This window comes from Methylococcales bacterium (genome assembly GCA_030949405.1).
In the GTDB taxonomy this organism is placed as follows: domain Bacteria; phylum Pseudomonadota; class Gammaproteobacteria; order Methylococcales; family Methylomonadaceae; genus WTBX01.
Genome location: JAUZSN010000002.1, coordinates 2,097,562 through 2,115,063, shown reverse-complemented (window position 1 = coordinate 2,115,063; position 17,502 = coordinate 2,097,562). Strand labels below are relative to the sequence as shown.

Here is a 17,502-nt window from a genome sequence, read left to right as displayed (position 1 = left end):
TTTCCCCTTAATTTAAGTAATTTTGGCACACTTCAAGTGCATCCATAATGTTTTCAGATAAGACTAAGACTTCTTCTTGAATTTGATTCGCATCTGAATCGACCGACATCGCGCCAAAAATAGAATAAATGGCCCCTGTTTTTGCAAAAGATGATAAAGGCATTGCCATATTAAGTTCGAGCATCATTTGGTTTAATTCAGCCGTTTTTCCTTCTGCAATTTGTCCACTATCGAATAAGGCAACATTAAATAATAATTGCGTTTCACTCGCCGTGACAAGAATTGCAAATTCTTCTAAATCATCACGAATCACGGTTAACATTTCTAAATCACTTTCTTCTGTCACGGTGACATGAAAACGACTGTCATCGTCGGCAACATAATCAACTAAGGCTGAGTACGCTTGGTTTAAACATTTGTTCATATTTATTTCCTATCATTGAAAAAAAATCGAGAGGCGGGTGAAAATTAAATAACACCCAAAACCATCTTATCAAAGTTAACGGTTTTAACGACCATTTTTACCCCGTTGTAGCATAATTACCTGTTCACTACCACCAAAATAGTCTTTAATGATGTCAATAGCAATTTTAGGGTTAGCCGTTCCACACATAAAAATATCAAAGGCGGCAAAGTGTTGTTCTGGCCATGTATGTACCGAAATATGTGATTCAGCTAGGCAAGCAATCCCTGTAATCCCTGAGGGTTGAAACGGGTGAAAATTTTCAAATAATAAAGTGGTTTCCGTTTGCCGAATAATTTCATGGATTGCCGTCTTCATCAAGGCAAGGTCATTAAGATTTTGAGCGTGATATAAATCAATAATTAGATGCTGGCCACTGGCGTTAAAATTTTTTTTCTTCACAAGACTTAAATTTTTAGTTTAAGGAATAAGAACATAATAACGCCTGAAAGTCATACACGGGATTTTACTTTAATTAAATTTTTAGCACGCTAATAAAGAGAGGCGTTAACGCCGAAAAAAATAATTGATATAAATACCATAGGGATATCAGAACTGCAAGGGGGAGTCTTTAAGTTTACATTGCAAATGAGAATGATTATTGATAACATCACTAGTATATTTTTCATTTTTCAAAGGTATAAGAGATTATGGTTACAAACTTTAAAGCATTAGCGGTCGGTGATAGTGGAAAAATAACAGGTTTTGAACAGTCAGGAAAGGCTTATCGTAAACGATTACTTGCGATGGGATTAACCCCTGGAACGCCCTTTAGTATTATTCGTTTTGCACCAATGGGCGATCCTGTTGAAATAAAAATACGGGGCTTTTCATTAACGTTACGCAAAGATGAAGCCGCCGTATTACGCATCGAGAAGTCCTAATGTCCCGTCATTTTATTGTTGGGGTGGTCGGTAATCCTAATTGTGGAAAAACAACGCTTTTCAATGCACTGACGGGTTCAAAGCAGCACGTTGGTAATTGGCCAGGCGTGACCGTTGAGAAAAAAACAGGGGATTATTCATTTGATAATAAGACCATTGAGTTGGTTGATTTACCAGGAACGTATTCACTAGAATCAACGGATGATGACGTTTCGTTAGATGAAAAAGTAGCCCGTGATTATGTGGCTTCAAAAGAGGCGGATTTAATCATCAATATTATTGATGCGTCCAATATGGAACGTAATCTGTATTTAACCTCACAACTGATTGAAATGCGGGTACCGATGATATTGGTTCTCAATATGATGGATGCGGTTAAACAGCACGGATTAAAAATCAACCTAGAGAGTCTATCTCAAAAATTAGAATGCCCTGTTATTCCTGTTATTGCAAGTCATAAAACCGGCATAGAAAGCTTAAAACTGGCGATTAATTTGGCCATTCATAGTCACCCAACGCCGACTTTAACCATCAATTACCCCGATGCGTTAGAAAAAGCCATTGAAACCACGTGTGAATTATTAACCGAAAGTGCGCAACGTCATCATTGTGATCTGCGTTGGTTAAGTTTACGGGCGTTAGAAAATGATACCTTAGCGCATACCTTGATAGATCAAGCGGCTACTTTAAAAATACAACACTTACAGCAACAGATTGAATTAGAAACAGACGATGAAATTGATATTCTGGCCGCCGATGCACGTTATGGCTTTGTTAATGAACTGACACAGGATTCATTATGTAAACTGGGAGAGGTGAGTCATCATTATACCGAAAAAATAGATGCTATTGTTTTAAATCGCTTTTTAGGCATCCCCATCTTCTTATTAGTGATGTACCTGATGTTTATGTTTACGATTAATATCGGCAGTGCCTTTATTGATGTTTTTGATCAATTAGTCGGGGCTTTTTTAGTGGAGGGTCTGGGTCAAGCCTTAACCCATCTTAGTTTTCCAGATTGGTTGATTGTTTTATTAACCCAAGGACTGGGAGGCGGGGTTCAAGTGGTCGCAACCTTTATTCCTATTGTCGGATTTTTATTTTTATTCTTATCGGCGTTGGAAGATTCAGGTTATATGTCACGGGCGGCTTTTGTGATGGATCGGTTTATGCGAATGATTGGCTTACCGGGTAAAGCCTTTGTACCGATGATTGTTGGTTTTGGTTGCAACGTCCCCGCTATCATGGCAACGCGAACCTTAGATAATGAAAAAGATCGGATTTTAACGAATCTAATGAACCCCTTTATGTCGTGTGGGGCACGATTACCTGTTTACGCGCTTTTTGCAGCGGCCTTTTTTCCTGTTGGCGGACAAAACTTAGTCTTTGGTTTGTATATTTTTGGAATCATTGTCGCAGTCTTAACTGGGTTGATTATGCGTTATACCTTGTTTAAAGGCACGGCAACGCCTTTTATTATGGAACTACCGGCTTATCATCTACCGACCTTACAAGGCGTATTAACCAAAACATGGGATCGACTAAAAGCCTTTTTGGTGAATGCAGGAAAAGTCATTGTCCCTATGGTGTTAGTTTTAAATTTTTTAAATGCACTGGGAACCGATGGCAGCTTCGGGCAAGAAAATAGTGAGCAATCGGTCTTAAGTGAAATCGGCCGAAGCTTAACCCCTTTATTTAAACCGATGGGAATCGAAAAAGATAATTGGCCCGCGACCGTCGGAATTTTTACGGGTGTATTAGCTAAAGAAGCGGTTGTTGGCACATTAGATGCGCTTTATAGTCAAATGGCCACTAAAGATAGCCTTCAAGAAGCCGAAGTTTTTAACCTAGAAACCGCTATAATCGATGCGTTTGCAACCATTCCTGAAAATTTAGGCGGGGTTATTGATAATTTATTAGACCCCCTTGGACTTAATATTGGTAATGTCGCTGATTTAGAGTCGGCTGTTGAATCGCAAGAAGTGAAACACGGGACGTTTAAAGCGATGCAAGATAGTTTTGACGGCCAAGCGGCGGCTTTTGCTTACCTACTCTTTATTTTATTATACGCCCCCTGTGTTGCGGCTACGGCGGCTATTTATCGAGAAACTAATCTGGGTTGGACGGTCTTTGTACTTTTTTGGACAACAGGATTAGCCTATTTAACAGCAACCATTTTTTATCAAGTGGCCACCTATGAACAACATCCTAATTATTCACTGGCATGGATTAGTGGTTTATTATCTATTTTTATAAGTGTTTTAATCGGACTGTGGTTTTACGGTAAAAGCAAAGATAAAACAGCGATGACAAAGGTGCTAAGCTCATGATTTTATCGAAATTACGTGATTATTTAAAGCAACAACAACGGGTTACTTTACACCAACTGGTGGTTCATTTTGATTGTGATGCCGATGCCTTAAGAGGAATGCTTGGCAAATGGATTAGTAAAGGAAAGGTTCAACGACTTAACCCTAATTCAAATTGTGGAACGGGTTGCTGTCAATGTGATCCCGCGTTAACAGAACTCTATGAATGGGTGGAATAATCGTAAACAACCTGCAAAAATTTCTACACTTTAACCTTTACGACTTAAGGGCATTATTCGCTTCAATCTTAAGTTTCAAACTTAGATTCTTGACTCTACGTTAAAATGATGTTGGACATGAGGCATTTTAAGTCGTATATTAATCAGTTGTTTTTATTTATCAAGTGCTTTATTAATGGACACTATCAATATTAAAGGGGCTAGGACGCATAACCTTAAAAATATTGACCTTGAGTTACCCCGTAATGCCTTAATTATTATTACGGGACTATCGGGATCAGGTAAATCATCATTGGCATTTGATACCCTTTATGCCGAAGGCCAACGTCGTTATGTAGAATCTTTATCCGCGTATGCACGTCAGTTTTTATCCATGATGGAAAAACCTGATGTGGATCATATTGAAGGTCTTTCACCTGCAATTTCAATTGAACAAAAATCAACCTCGCATAACCCTCGTTCAACCGTTGGAACCATTACCGAAATTTATGATTACCTACGTTTATTATACGCTAGAGTAGGAACGCCTTGTTGCCCTGAACATGGCGAATCATTAGAGGCTCAAACCATTAGTCAAATGGTGGATTTAGTTTTAACCCAAAATAAAGATCAACGCTGGGCTTTACTTGCGCCTGTTGTTAATCAACGTAAAGGGGAACACCTCCAGTTATTCACGCATTTACGCGCCCAAGGGTTTATTCGTGCGCGGATTAATAATGAAATTTATGACTTAGAAGCGCCTCCTAAGCTGGATTTACATAAAAAACATACGATTGAAGTTGTGGTGGATCGTTTTAAAATTCGGGATGATTTACGTTTACGTCTCTCTGAATCATTTGAGACCGCATTAAAAATAGCCGACGGCATGGCGAAAGTGATCTCAATGGATGCAAAAACTGAGCTTATTTTTTCAGATAAATATGCCTGTCCTTTATGTGGTTATAGCCTAAGCGAATTAGAGCCGCGTATTTTTTCATTTAATAATCCGAAAGGCGCGTGTTCAACTTGTGAGGGCTTAGGTATTAGCCAGCATTTTGAGCAGAGTTTGGTGATACATGATGACATGTTAAGTCTTGCTAAAGGGGCTATTCGTGGTTGGGACCAGCGAAATCAATACTATTTTCAAATTTTATCCGCGTTAGCTAAACATTATAAGTTTAATATTAATCAATCGTTTGCTAAATTACCGCCGAACATTCGTGAAATTATTTTATACGGAAGTGGCGACGAGTCCATTCAATTTGAATTTAAAACGGGTTCAGGAAAATTAATCAGTAAGTGCCATCCTTTTGAAGGTATTATGATTAATATGGAACGACGTTATCATGAAACCGATTCCCAAGCGGTGCGTGAAGAACTCTCCAAATATTTAGCTAAAAAAACCTGTGATAGCTGTCAGGGGGCGCGTCTAAATACCGCCGCAAGACATGTTTTTATTACGCATAAACCCTTACACCACTTAACGGCATTATCCATCAGTGCGTTATTGAATTTTTTTAAAAATTTGGATATTCAGGGGTATAAAGGGGCGATTGCCGTTAAAATTAATCAAGAAATTCAAAACCGCCTTGAATTTTTGGTCAATGTTGGTTTGGATTATTTAACCCTAGACCGTAGTGCCGATACGTTATCAGGGGGCGAAGCTCAACGTATTCGTTTAGCCAGTCAAATTGGAGCAGGCTTAGTCGGCGTAATGTATGTATTGGATGAACCGTCTATAGGCTTACATCAACGTGATAACCAACGTTTATTAAAAACACTTTTTAAACTCCGTGATTTAGGCAATACCGTCATTGTTGTTGAACACGATGAAGAGACGATTCGTTCAGCCCAGTATATTGTTGATATAGGCGTAGGCGCAGGTATACATGGCGGACAGGTTGTTGCGAAAGGAACCGTTGATGATATTATCAATACGCCCGCGTCCTTAACGGGGCAATATTTATCAGGACGGCAACAAATTGACATTCCTAAGCAGTTAACCCAGCCTGATAAAGCAAAACAAATTGTTATTCGTAACGCCTCGGGTCATAATCTTAAAAATATTGATGTTTCTTTTCCTATTGGCTTACTAACCTGTGTTACTGGTGTTTCTGGGTCAGGTAAATCGACTTTAGTTAATGATACCTTATACCGTTACAGTGCGCGTCTAATCAATAAATCGAGCGTGCAAGCCGCCCCATGTGAAACCATTGACGGCTTAGCGCAAATAGATAAAGTCGTGGCGATAGATCAAAACCCTATCGGCAGAACGCCTCGCTCAAACCCTGCAACGTACACAGGAATTTTTACGCCGATACGCGAATTATTTTCCGCGACCCCAGAAGCACGTTCACGTGGTTATACCCCAGGAAGATTTAGTTTTAATGTTAAGGGCGGTCGCTGTGAATTATGTAAAGGCGATGGGGTTATTAAAGTTGAAATGCACTTTTTACCGAATATATTTGTCCCTTGTGAACGATGTGGGGGTAAACGTTATAATCGTGAAACCTTAGAAATTCACTACAAAGCTAAAACCATCAATGAAATTTTAGAAATGACCATTGAAGAGGCGGCTCAATTTTTTAAAGCCATCCCTGTGTTAGCCAAAAAATTACAGACCTTAATTGATGTTGGCTTAAGTTACTTAACTTTAGGTCAAAATGCGGTCACCTTATCGGGTGGCGAAGCGCAACGGGTCAAGTTGGCCAAAGAGCTTTCTAAGCGTGATACGGGAAAAACGCTTTATATTTTAGATGAACCGACCACAGGGTTACATTTTCATGATATAAAACATTTATTAGCGGTATTGCATCGATTACGCGATCATGGCAATACCCTTATTATTATTGAGCATAACCTTGATGTCATCAAAACTGCCGACTGGATTATTGACATTGGGCTTGAAGGGGGCGAAAAAGGCGGCACTTTAGTTGCTCAAGGAACGCCTAAACAATTAGCTCAACATCCAAACTCTCATACGGGGCATTATTTAAAACGCTTTTTTAATGTTTCTTAACGCTATTTTATTTTTATTATTGCCATGATTCCATTTCGCAGCCTTATTATTACTTTGATACTCGCATTTTATAGTAATATAAATTATGCTGTTGATAACCCACCGTCGTCAAAAATGATGATTAGTGAAGCTTTATACGCATTGATTAAACTTACGCCTCAAGAAAAAGACGCGACCCTTGAGCTTTATCGGTTAGCTAATGATCAGTTTATTTGGTTAAAAAATGAAGAAACCAAAGTGGCCTTATTATTATTAGCAAATGCGGCTGAACAGGGCTTAAAAAGTAATGATTATCAAAGTCAATGGTTATCGGCGCAATGGGATCATTTAAAAACCATTCCATTTCCTTCGTTGCATCAACAGGCTTTATTTGATACCACGTTAACTCATAATTTATTGCATTATTATTCAGATGTACGCTACGGTAGAATCAAACCATCGCGGGCCAACTCTAAATTTACTTATTCTAAAGATCCGATAGAATTAGCTCAAAAAATATGGAATGCGATTCAAAAAAGCACGTTGATTCAACTAGGTCAACAATTTGAACCCACGTTATCGTTTTATCATAACCTGAAGAAAGCTCTACATAATTACCAAAAAGCCATTAAAGACTTTCCTAAAATAGCGTTTAAGTTTAAAAAACCGTTAAAAATAGGGCAGAAAGATCCTCAAGTTATTAAGTTACGGCGTTTGTTAATAACCTTGGCTGACTTTGTATCCATTAAAGAAATCTCACTGTCCGTTTTAAACAGTCAACTTTATGATAAGCCGTTGAGTGAGGCGATTAAACGTTTCCAAAAACGACATCGTTTAAAGGCAACGGGTCGGGTTAGTAAGCAAACCGTGAGAGCATTAAATTTTCCACTTACAAAACGTCTTGAAAAAATAGAATTAGGACTCGAACGATTTCGCTGGGTTCCTCGCTATGATGAAGATCAATTAATTTTTGTTAATATCCCAAGTTTTAGACTTTGGGCCTTTAATTCGTTGACCGATAAAAAAGTTAAACCCTTAACAATCCGTGTTGTTGTTGGCAAAGCCAGTCGTCATAAAACGCCCACCTTTAGTTCTAAAATGAAATACTTGGTTTTTAGACCTTATTGGGGAATCCCTTATAGCATTCTAAAAAATGAAGTGTTTCCTGGAATGAAACGGGATGCCAATTATTTAACGAATCGTAATATGGAATTAATTGGGAACCGTGTTCGTCAACGCCCTGGGTCACGTAATGCTTTGGGCCTAGTTAAATTTATATTTCCTAATAAATATTCTATTTACTTACACGACACCCCCTCTAAGAGTTTATTTAGACGGACACGACGTGACTTTAGTCATGGGTGTGTGAGAGTCTCAAAACCCGCTACGTTAGCGGCTTATCTCTTAAAATGGAAAACGAGTCGTGTTAAACGGGCGATGAATAGAGGCAGTGGCGGTAGACGACAAAACCTAGAAAAAGAAATTCCCGTGATACTTTTTTATAGTACGGCACTGGCACTTGAAAATTCTTCAGTTACCTTTCTGAATGATGTTTATGGCCGTGATGCAAAATTAATACGCTTACTTAAGAAAAAAGTTAAGCGCATTTAACGATGCATTGATGTCTTTGGCTACCAACTTAAGACCAGACACTATGGCGCGAGGCTTAACCTCAACGTGTCCCGTCTTAAGTTAGTAGCCTACAATCTTAATATATAACTTTTTTCTAAAATAGAGGATTATTTTAAAATGAGTGGAGAAGCTGTTGTTGTTAGTACTATTAGTGCAGGTACCGTGGGTGCTGTATTAGCTTTTGGTGGCCTGATGGCACTTGGTAGCCTCGCCTATAAAATGGCAAAAACACATCAAGAACAGCGGTTTTTCGATGCACAAAAAAAAGCATTTGAACAAAAAAAGAAGTTAACCGCTTGGCAAGATTATCAAATGAATCAACAGAAATCTATGGAGGCTTTAAATGAAAAACGTCAAATAGCCCTCGACGCTTTTGAAAACTTGCATCTGAATTTGGAAATGCCAGAAGTAAAGTCTCAAAAAAATGACAATACCCCTGAACTCGGTGCGCAAGCGCAAGTTTTTTTAGACACGGATGAACATTCACAAGTAGAACAACACCTTGCAAAATTAGAGCGTTGGCTGTTCGCCTTACCCGCTAAATTATCCGAGCATGAATCATCACTGATACCGCAATTAAAAACACAATTCGATCAATTAAAAACACAGTCCCCTCGCTTAGAAACGGTCGAAAGCTTTATAGCAACGGCGAAACTCAGTGTGAGCCAATTAATGACACGTTTAGATAAACAACAGCAACAACAGGCTCAAGTCTTACAACAAGCCGAGCAACAACTGGATGTCTTATTAAATTATCAGCACTTTGCAGAATCAGAGATTGAGACAGAAGAAATCGCGGCTTTGCAGGCCCATTTATTGACTATTTTAGAGCAGAAAGGTCGTTCTACTCACTTGAGTGCATTGAGTTTATTGGCAAAAAAATCAGCACATTTAAAGCAAGGTATTGATGAACGCCTTGAACAACAAGCAACGGAAGCGACTGTTTATAAACGCATTCATCATCACATGGAATCTATGGGGTATCGTGCGATTCGACAGCAAGGAGAACCGATTCAGAGCTGGGAAATTCCAGGAGGAGAGCAAGTACGTTTCTCTTTACAGCCTGATTTCAAGCTAGGTTTTCAAGTCGCCCATGAGCGTACGCAACACTCTGATGCGGCTTTAAGTTTACCAGAAACGGCTTTTTTGCATCAGCAAGAAGCAAAATGGTGTAACGATTTACCTAAATTATTAATGCAGTTACAGAAAGATGGCTTGAACTATCGGGTTGATTTTGAACGTCAGTTGCCTGATGATGGAATTCCTATTGTCATTTTGGAAACCGTTGATGATTTGTTGGCCGCAGAAGACGAGAGAACGCACTCTCAACAGAACGCCGTTAAAAGGTATTTAGATCAATGATTGTTTTAAATGAAAGCACCCCCCGATGGATGCGTGAATTAGACCGTTTTGTGCATTTAAAAAGCTTATTATTTATTCATGGCAATGTGTTAGATTTAGCCTCTTATCCCGTACAAAGATCGGCTGATGCGGATATTTATTGGACTGAAAGTAACCTTGGTGATTTTTTCAAGCGATTTTTAACGGGTTTAGGCTATGAAATCGTCGGTTTAGTTGATCCATTGGAAGGTCTGCAGTTCGATAATGAAAAAATCATGGGCGATTTATTTCAGCGGCTTGTTGCGGGAGAACGTATTGATTTTATTGAAGAGAAAAAAAATCCCCCTAAAAAAACCGTCCCATTGCGTCGTCCAACGACGGCTGGGGCTGTGCCTGAATTAGAACCCATTGTCAAAGATATATCAACCGTCTTGGCCAATCGTGATATTCCCACCGCATTCGTGATTAATTTTGCCTCGCGTTTAGTGGGAAACCCTGAGCATTTATCCGCTAAGGAACAGCACTTATTTACTCGGATACTCAAAGCTTCTTTAGAAAGTCATCATGTCTTACGAGACAACCAAAGCTGGAATAATGTTCTTATTTTAGTTTGTGACAAGCTCAATGATCTACCCACTTTTTTATATTTAAACAATCCGCGCAGTCGTTCAATTTATTTAGAAAAACCGACGACAGTAGAGCGAAATCGCTTTATTGAAAGTAATTACGCGGGGTTTGAAGGAGGAAACCGAGAGCAGCCACCCACGACAGAGCTAATCATTCAGTTTAGTCATTTGACGGAAGGTTTTTCCTATTATGAAATGCTTAGTTTAATCGGCTTATCTCGGCGTGAACACGTACCGCTTGAACAAATTCGCAATCTTTGTGAACGCTTTAAATACGGTATTACAGAAAGCGAATGGGATAAATTGGATAAGCATCACCTAGCCAAAGCAGAAGGCTTTATTCGTCAGCGAATCAAAGGACAGGAGAGTGCCGTTCAGCGAGTATTGGAATTAATTAAACGGGCGCGTTTAGGATTGGCGGCAGGTACAGCACGAAAAAGTCAGCGTCCTCGTGGGGTGTTATTTTTTGCAGGCCCAACGGGTGTTGGAAAAACGGAATTAGCGAAAGCCTTGGCGGAATTATTATTTGGCCGAGAAGAACGTTTGATTCGTTTTGATATGAGTGAATATGCCGCCGCCCATGCCGATCAAAAATTACTCGGCGCACCTCCAGGTTATGTGGGCTATGAAGAGGGCGGGAAACTCACCAACGCCATCAAAGAACAGCCGTTTTCAATTTTATTATTTGATGAAATAGAAAAAGCACATGCCTCAATTTTTGATAAATTTTTACAAATTTTAGACGATGGACGGTTAACGGATGGTAAGGGCGAAACGGTTTATTTTTCGGAATGTATTATCATTTTTACCAGTAATTTAGGAACGGTCGCGCCATTGGAAATGCAGCAGGGAATACGCCGCGAAATGGTGACATCATCCATGTCCTACCAAGAGGTTCAAGCCACTATTTTACAAAGTATTCGCGATCATTTTAATTTAGTTCTCGGTCGCCCAGAAATTTTGAATCGTTTTGGTGATAATTTTGTTATTTTTGATTTTATTCGTCCCCCCGTTGATGAGCATATTATTGATAATTTATTGAAACAATTGATTGCGTCTTTAGCGGAACAGCAAAAATTAACGCTACGAATTCAGCGGAATGTCCGTGATAAGCTAGTCGAATTGGCCCGCCCTCATCTTGATCATGGAGGACGTGGAATTCGTAATGTTTTAGATGCGGCTTTAATCAACCCTTTAGCGAGTCGGTTATTTGAACTTGAATTGAAAGCCGATTCAAAAATTATGCTGACTCATTTAATGGTTCATGACGAGGATGCAAAACAACGCTTTAGTGTGGAACTACGTTTTCAAAAAGCGGATGAACTCAAGAAAGGTTAATGTTAAAACTAAAATTACATAGTATTGCTTATCCTGTTACTGCGCTAGGCGTGGGGAAACGAGTTGTCTTGTGGGTGAGTGGTTGCAGTCTCAACTGTAAAGGCTGTATTAGTCCTGAGCTGCAAACGACTCATAAGGCTAAAGAGATTAGTATTGATAGTTTATCGACCCATTTATTGGCCTTAACCACTGAATTAGATGGAATCACGCTGAGTGGAGGGGAACCTTTTGAGCAAGCGGAGGGGTTAACGGCATTATTAATTACCTTAAAGCAAAAACGCCCCGCGTGGGATGTTTTAGCCTTTTCGGGGTATTCTCTAGCGTATTTACAAGGGATGAAAAAAACTAACGATTTATTGGCGCAAATAGATAGTTTAGTCGATGGGGTTTATCAGCAAAATAATGTCGGTAAACATCCTCTAACCGCCTCGGCTAATCAGCGCATCCATTATTTAACTCAACGCGGTGAAGCCTTGGCCCCAGCTTACGATTCGTTAGCGATGAATCATGCTAATTTAGCCATCGGGACCGATCCTACACAGCGTTTAGTCGGTATTATCCGACCGCATGAACGTCGTCAAATACATCAAAAATTAAGTTTAAATCAGCCATCATGAGTGAATTTGTCCGTATCTGCCCAAAGTGTCAAACACAGAACCCTGAATATGAGCATATTTGCAACGCTTGTGGGCATTTTATTGCGATGGAAAGTCCTACAGCCGTTCCTGTTAACGATGTTGAACCCAACAGGGAATTAGATCTTAAGCCTGAACCTGATCTTAAGCAGGAAGATAAAGCCCCTCAAACTCAGCTTAAAACTGAACCCCCAGCTATTTATTTGGAACTGCAATCGAATGATAAGCCTCTTTTCACGGTAAAATCAGGTTGGTTTATGGGGCAGTCTTATGTCAATAACCAAGCTGAAATTCAAATAGACCGTGAAATAGAAGGGAGTGAATATGTGCATCGTCGTCATTGTCGTTTTATTTGTAAAAAACAATTATGGTATGTACAAGCGTTAGATCAAAAACGCTATCAAGGTAAATTTACCAATCCGACTAACGTTAACAGTAAAACCCTTCCCGCCGATAAAGCGAGGCAGATTAAAAATGGCGACGTATTAAGTTTATCGGGCTTATCTTTTCAGGTTAAAATCGTATCTACTTTAAATTTCAGGGTAAAACAAATATCAGACCTGCAAACTTTGCGCTTTTTGAGCGATAAGATTCGCCATAGACGGCATTTTGAATTCACCACTAACTCGGTCATAAACATAATCATAAAAACTCACGGCTAGTTTTTTAGCCGTTTCAGCAAGACTCATAAAACTGTCTTTGATTTTCGTGCCTTTCTCATTTCGAGTCTGGAAGCTTATGTCTCGCGCACGCGCTTGTCTTCTTGCGCCGAGTTCGGCTGCATTGTTATGTAATGGTAATTTCGGAAGTTCCAAAACTCGCAATAATTCGGTCTTTTTCGCCAGTGTTTTGGCGATGCGGTCATTGAGGTCTTCATAATCGCTTGTGGTTGCAAACAATTCATCAAATCGCGTTAACAACCATGCCTTTTTATCGGGGCAGGGATTTTTTTGATAGTTAAGCAACTCCTTATAATACTCCCAATAGTGCCCTCGAAAATCGGCTAATGCTTGCTGATGTATTTCCAGAATTGGACGGAGTTTTTTGTAGTGGCGAGCATCGTGAACCCAGCATAACCCCAAATGTTCCGTCAGTAATTTGAATTGCGGCGCATCGTCTGCAAGCAAGGTTTCAATAACAGGAAAATCCGTTTGTTGCTGATAATAGACAATGGCGCAAGCTTCGGTGACATGCGTTGCCTGTCTTACGCCTAAGGTATTTAAGATCGCTAAGTGCAACTTAAATTGCGCTTCATTCATCACTGTATTGACAGGTATTTGAGCATCAACTTTTGCCCGCGCTTTATCAGCTAACTTGAACTCGTCAAGCAAGGATTGAGCTTGTTGATTGTAGATATAATGGCGTGGCGCATAGTCGGTCAGCACGTCCAGAACCGATAAACGGTCTTTGTTTTTAGTGGTGAAATAAGCGGTAAACAAGTCGTTGCAGACCACCTGACAATAGTGGTTATCACCATTGACTCGCGCACTGGTATCATCAATCTGTCCATAATCACTGTTGAGAATGCCGCTGCGATAAAGCTCGCTTTTTTCCTGATGCGCCCAGTCATAACCGCCTGTCCATTGCTGAGAAACATAAGTCGGCGACACCACAATGCCAATATTTTCAAAAAACCGACCATGGGTTTTTCGGTCACGCCCATCATCTTAAGCATGGGAATCAAGCTACGAATTCCAATACCAAATTCGCCCTGACCTCGAACGCCTTCAGGCAATTGGGCGCGGTAATACTTATTTTCAGAAGGTGAATAAAAAATCTCACGGAGATACTTAATATTATTGGTTTTGATGACAATGTCTTGAATCACCACTTCCGCAAAGCCTTTAGATACTAAGTCGCTAGGCAAGCCAGTTTTGTCGAGTAGGCATTTTAGCGTTTGGTCGATTTTAACTCGTGGGATCTTGGGTTTACGGCGGCGTTTTTTCTTATCCGAGTCCGTATTTTCAGTGTCGTTATTAGTTTCTTTTTGCGCGTCAACTTGTGCTTTTTACGTTCGTCTTCGGATGAAATATCATCACCCTTATTATTTTTATTGGGTTTGATATCAGGCTTTCCCTGCTCACCTTTCAAGCGATTAACCTCGTCACGAAGTTGCTGTAATTCAGTTTCTAAAGACAATTTATCACTGGCTAAGCGTTCAATAAGATTGAATATTTTTTTGACAATATCCTGCGCTTCGCTACTTTCCATTTGAGCGATTGCTTGATAAATGGCGTTAGTTTCAGCCTGTAGGTCGTGGATATTCAAAGTATGTAAATGTTCGTTCTTTTATGATATGTTGTCAAATCTATTTTAGAAATTTTATCTTTACCCTGAGATTTAAAGTAGATACTTAAAATCATTACTTAGCATCACGACCATTATTGACTACAAGGAATAGAGCGATGGCGACTCAATCAGTGACACAGTGCTATTCTAATCCAAAAAATAAAAAGGCAACGAACGTAACCGAAAAATACGACGATAAACCGACTCAGATTACTCAGCGTTATTTGTCCGCATCACTGACTCAAAAAAAGACAACACGTCAAGGTTTAGCCGCCGATACCTTAATTGCTGAACGCTACCGTATTCAAAAAGGCCCTTTAGGCGATATTAGTGGTGAAGCGAATGTATATCAATGTTTAGATAATACGACTCAACAGACCGTTGCTGTTAAGGTCTATCACTATTCTGCTGTTCCCAAAACTGATGTTATTCTTAGGTTACAACAATTGAAGCATCCCAACGTCATCAGTTTATATGAACATGGTGAATGGCAGGGGCATTTTTATGAGGTCATGGAGTTTTGCGAGGGGGGAGTCATGAGTGAATACATGCCCTTTAGTGAAGAGGAATTACGCAAGGCTTTACCAGGAATTATTCAGGCCTTGGAACATTGTCATAGACAAGGTATTGTTCATCGCGATATTAAACCCAATAATTTATTTTTTAATAATTCTGAACAGCGTCATCCCTTGATTGGTGATTTTGGAATTAGCTCTTACCTTGAAAAAAGTGTCAATATTCATCATACACAAACAGCGGCTAATTTAACCTTAGATTATGCCGCCCCCGAATTGTTAGACGGGCATGAAGTGAGTGCAAAAACTGATTATTATAGTTTAGGGATTACCCTGTTGCATTTATTGCGGGGGCGTTCACCCTTTTATGGGCTTAATAAAAATGATGTTTTAGTCAGTCATTTACGTGGACGCGTTTCATTGCCTGATAATTTATCGCTCGATTTTCATCAATTACTTCGGGGTTTAACCTTACCCAATTCAGAGGATCGTTGGGGTTATAACGAGGTGTTAGGCTGGTTGCGAGGTGAACATGTTGCGTTGCATTTAGATAGTTTGCAAAATGCGGATCCAAATAAAGGGACGAAACCGTATCCAGGGTATCCTCAAGTACGCACGGCGCAGGCTCTGGCCTCAAGTTTAGATCGGTTTGATGCGTTCAAACAATTGCAACGGGGGGATATTCGTCGTTGGATTTTTGATAATATAAACCAAAATTTGGCGGAAGAAATTGAAGCCTTAGAAACAAATTATGAGGATCGCCCTGAACTCGCTTTGTATAAACTACAAGGGTTACTTACCCCTGATACTCCGTTACCTGTAGGAAAACAAACGGTTAATAATTTACGTGCCTTGGTTGAGCTACTTAAAAAAGCAGAAACGAATACGAAATTAGCAGATTCTTTACTCGATGTTCTATGGAATGAATATCTTGAAAGTTGGTTAATCAGTACCAAAGCAGGAGGCGAGGCTCATGTTAAGTTAGTTACTCAAATTATAGGTTTACGTGAACGCCTTCATTACCGAGCTCCAGAGGCGGCTTTATTTGCCTTGTGTTATAGCTTAGATCCTCAACGTCCCGTTCAAATTAATGAATCACTGCAACTGAATTCCCCCCACTCTTTACCGCAACTTTTTAAGGCAGAACGCAAAATTGTTGAAGTGTTTTTAACTGAGTTTATTTATTCCAAACGTTTTGATGAATGGTTACGTGCGGCTGAATTTCCAGATTGGCAAGAGGATTTACATTTTATTGAGAATACGCGTAGTTTTTATTTAGACCAAAAAAAAATGGGTACTTATTGTGTGTTATGGCATTATTATCCTGACTTACCTTTTTCCTTTGCACAACAGTCTATTACCGAGCCTGTTATGCTGGCTACGCTAATTGACGCGTCAATAGAAAATACTCAAAAAGGGCTTGTTTTGCTCAGTAACGGTTGGTTACGTGCTTGGTTGGTCGGAAGTGGGAAAATACGATCAATGGAATTAGACCAAGCGTTATTAAATATAAAAGACAGTACGGAGGCTAAGCTTGAGGCTATTTTGCATTTACTTCATCCACAGCTCCCTTTTCCTCAATTACACAGTGATCTTGCTCAGCTTAATTTTTATCGTATTTATCAGGGTGAGAGTCGAACGCTGAATTGGGTGCTTTCTAATGAAGGTCGGGGTTATCTTAATGGTGAAATTATTTTAGCTCATTATGGCGAGGGGGTATTTTTAGATAAATACAGTATTGAAGGGAATTATCAATGTTATAAGGTAACAATTAAAGTTATGGAGACCTTGAAGGCAGGGGTGCATCGTAATGTATTACATATTCGTAGTAATGGGGGGGATATGGAAATTCCAGTACGCTTTACGGTACGTGTGCAAGCAGAGGAAGCCGTACCTTGGTGGCAGTCTTTATTGGATCGCTTTTTTTGAAATATAAATTTACGAATAACGGAAGACCTTAGTTATTTATGAATTTTATGTTTTTGTTGATATTTTTTGATAGGGTTTAGAATCAGTTTTAGAGTTAAAGTGTATCCAGCTAATTATAAGAATTTTTCGTTTCCAAGCTGGAGCTTAGAAACGAGACAGCCACGCACAAAGATACGCAATTTAATGAAATTGGGCGTAGAAAAACACGCCGCTATTTTGGCTGGATTGAGCAGTAAATCCTACTGGAAAAACGCGAAAACTCCTTGCATTAATAAGGGGTTGGGGAAATATTACCTGAAACAACAAGGGTTATTTTCATTACGAG

At 39.5% G+C, this 17,502-nt stretch carries 14 protein-coding genes; 10 read left to right on the top strand and 4 right to left on the bottom strand.

Features of this window, described 5'->3' with window-relative positions; all coding sequences use genetic code 11:
* Positions 1-7: 7 nt before the first annotated feature.
* Positions 8-424: a DUF2170 family protein gene (locus tag Q9M50_10865; protein ID MDQ7091126.1), complete on the bottom strand. Its 417-nt coding sequence runs from the start codon at positions 422-424 to the stop codon at positions 8-10.
* 84 nt (positions 425-508) lie between these two features.
* Positions 509-865, bottom strand: coding sequence for an adenosylmethionine decarboxylase (gene speD / locus Q9M50_10860; protein ID MDQ7091125.1), 357 nt, complete (start codon positions 863-865; stop codon positions 509-511).
* Positions 866-1,113: 248 nt separating this feature from the next.
* Between speD and Q9M50_10855 the strand changes: the two genes are divergently transcribed.
* The 9 genes from Q9M50_10855 to Q9M50_10815 all read left to right on the top strand — a co-directional run bounded on the left by Q9M50_10855 (position 1,114) and on the right by Q9M50_10815 (position 13,106).
* Positions 1,114-1,347 (top strand): FeoA family protein, encoded by a 234-nt coding sequence (locus Q9M50_10855; protein MDQ7091124.1) that lies wholly within the window; start codon positions 1,114-1,116, stop codon positions 1,345-1,347.
* Positions 1,347-3,677, top strand: coding sequence for a Fe(2+) transporter permease subunit FeoB (feoB, locus tag Q9M50_10850; GenBank protein MDQ7091123.1), 2,331 nt, complete (start codon positions 1,347-1,349; stop codon positions 3,675-3,677). The genes Q9M50_10855 and feoB overlap by 1 nt, the downstream gene beginning before the upstream one ends.
* Complete coding sequence (locus tag Q9M50_10845) at positions 3,674-3,895, top strand: FeoC-like transcriptional regulator (protein MDQ7091122.1); 222 nt, start codon at positions 3,674-3,676, stop codon at positions 3,893-3,895. The genes feoB and Q9M50_10845 overlap by 4 nt, the downstream gene beginning before the upstream one ends.
* A gap of 175 nt (positions 3,896-4,070) precedes the next feature.
* The gene (gene uvrA / locus Q9M50_10840) at positions 4,071-6,893 is read left to right on the top strand and encodes an excinuclease ABC subunit UvrA (protein MDQ7091121.1); all 2,823 of its coding nucleotides are present in this window, start codon (positions 4,071-4,073) and stop codon (positions 6,891-6,893) included.
* A gap of 114 nt (positions 6,894-7,007) precedes the next feature.
* Positions 7,008-8,483 (top strand): L,D-transpeptidase family protein, encoded by a 1,476-nt coding sequence (locus Q9M50_10835; GenBank protein MDQ7091120.1) that lies wholly within the window; start codon positions 7,008-7,010, stop codon positions 8,481-8,483.
* Positions 8,484-8,621: 138 nt separating this feature from the next.
* Positions 8,622-9,866 carry a hypothetical protein gene (locus Q9M50_10830; GenBank protein ID MDQ7091119.1) on the top strand — a complete coding sequence of 415 codons (1,245 nt, stop codon included), beginning with the start codon at positions 8,622-8,624 and terminating at the stop codon, positions 9,864-9,866.
* Between the two features lie 29 nt (positions 9,867-9,895).
* Complete coding sequence (locus Q9M50_10825; GenBank protein MDQ7091118.1) at positions 9,896-11,809, top strand: AAA family ATPase; 1,914 nt, start codon at positions 9,896-9,898, stop codon at positions 11,807-11,809.
* Positions 11,809-12,426, top strand: coding sequence for a 4Fe-4S single cluster domain-containing protein (locus tag Q9M50_10820; protein ID MDQ7091117.1), 618 nt, complete (start codon positions 11,809-11,811; stop codon positions 12,424-12,426). The genes Q9M50_10825 and Q9M50_10820 overlap by 1 nt, the downstream gene beginning before the upstream one ends.
* Positions 12,423-13,106 (top strand): FHA domain-containing protein, encoded by a 684-nt coding sequence (locus Q9M50_10815; GenBank protein ID MDQ7091116.1) that lies wholly within the window; start codon positions 12,423-12,425, stop codon positions 13,104-13,106. The genes Q9M50_10820 and Q9M50_10815 overlap by 4 nt, the downstream gene beginning before the upstream one ends.
* Here Q9M50_10815 and Q9M50_10810 read toward each other — a convergent pair.
* Both Q9M50_10810 and Q9M50_10805 read right to left on the bottom strand, forming a co-directional pair.
* A complete protein-coding gene (locus Q9M50_10810; protein ID MDQ7091115.1) occupies positions 12,999-14,054 on the bottom strand; it encodes a transposase in 1,056 nt (351 codons plus the stop codon). The genes Q9M50_10815 and Q9M50_10810 overlap by 108 nt on opposite strands.
* A gap of 280 nt (positions 14,055-14,334) precedes the next feature.
* A complete protein-coding gene (locus tag Q9M50_10805; GenBank protein ID MDQ7091114.1) occupies positions 14,335-14,712 on the bottom strand; it encodes a hypothetical protein in 378 nt (125 codons plus the stop codon).
* 137 nt (positions 14,713-14,849) lie between these two features.
* Between Q9M50_10805 and Q9M50_10800 the strand changes: the two genes are divergently transcribed.
* Complete coding sequence (locus Q9M50_10800; GenBank protein ID MDQ7091113.1) at positions 14,850-17,177, top strand: serine/threonine-protein kinase; 2,328 nt, start codon at positions 14,850-14,852, stop codon at positions 17,175-17,177.
* Positions 17,178-17,502: the final 325 nt, after the last annotated feature.

Bases quoted from the DNA above. Each gene is read 5' to 3' on its own strand.
- uvrA (MDQ7091121.1), top strand. From the start codon at position 4,071: ATGGACACTATCAATATTAAAGGGGCTAGGACGCATAACCTTAAAAAT.
- Q9M50_10830 (MDQ7091119.1), top strand. From the start codon at position 8,622: ATGAGTGGAGAAGCTGTTGTTGTTAGTACTATTAGTGCAGGTACCGTG.
- Q9M50_10865 (MDQ7091126.1), bottom strand. From the start codon at position 424: ATGAACAAATGTTTAAACCAAGCGTACTCAGCCTTAGTTGATTATGTT.
- Q9M50_10825 (MDQ7091118.1), top strand. From the start codon at position 9,896: ATGCGTGAATTAGACCGTTTTGTGCATTTAAAAAGCTTATTATTTATT.
- Q9M50_10815 (MDQ7091116.1), top strand. From the start codon at position 12,423: ATGAGTGAATTTGTCCGTATCTGCCCAAAGTGTCAAACACAGAACCCT.
- Q9M50_10820 (MDQ7091117.1), top strand. From the start codon at position 11,809: ATGTTAAAACTAAAATTACATAGTATTGCTTATCCTGTTACTGCGCTA.
- Q9M50_10800 (MDQ7091113.1), top strand. From the start codon at position 14,850: ATGGCGACTCAATCAGTGACACAGTGCTATTCTAATCCAAAAAATAAA.
- feoB (MDQ7091123.1), top strand. From the start codon at position 1,347: ATGTCCCGTCATTTTATTGTTGGGGTGGTCGGTAATCCTAATTGTGGA.
- Q9M50_10835 (MDQ7091120.1), top strand. From the start codon at position 7,008: ATGATGATTAGTGAAGCTTTATACGCATTGATTAAACTTACGCCTCAA.
- Q9M50_10845 (MDQ7091122.1), top strand. From the start codon at position 3,674: ATGATTTTATCGAAATTACGTGATTATTTAAAGCAACAACAACGGGTT.
- Q9M50_10855 (MDQ7091124.1), top strand. From the start codon at position 1,114: ATGGTTACAAACTTTAAAGCATTAGCGGTCGGTGATAGTGGAAAAATA.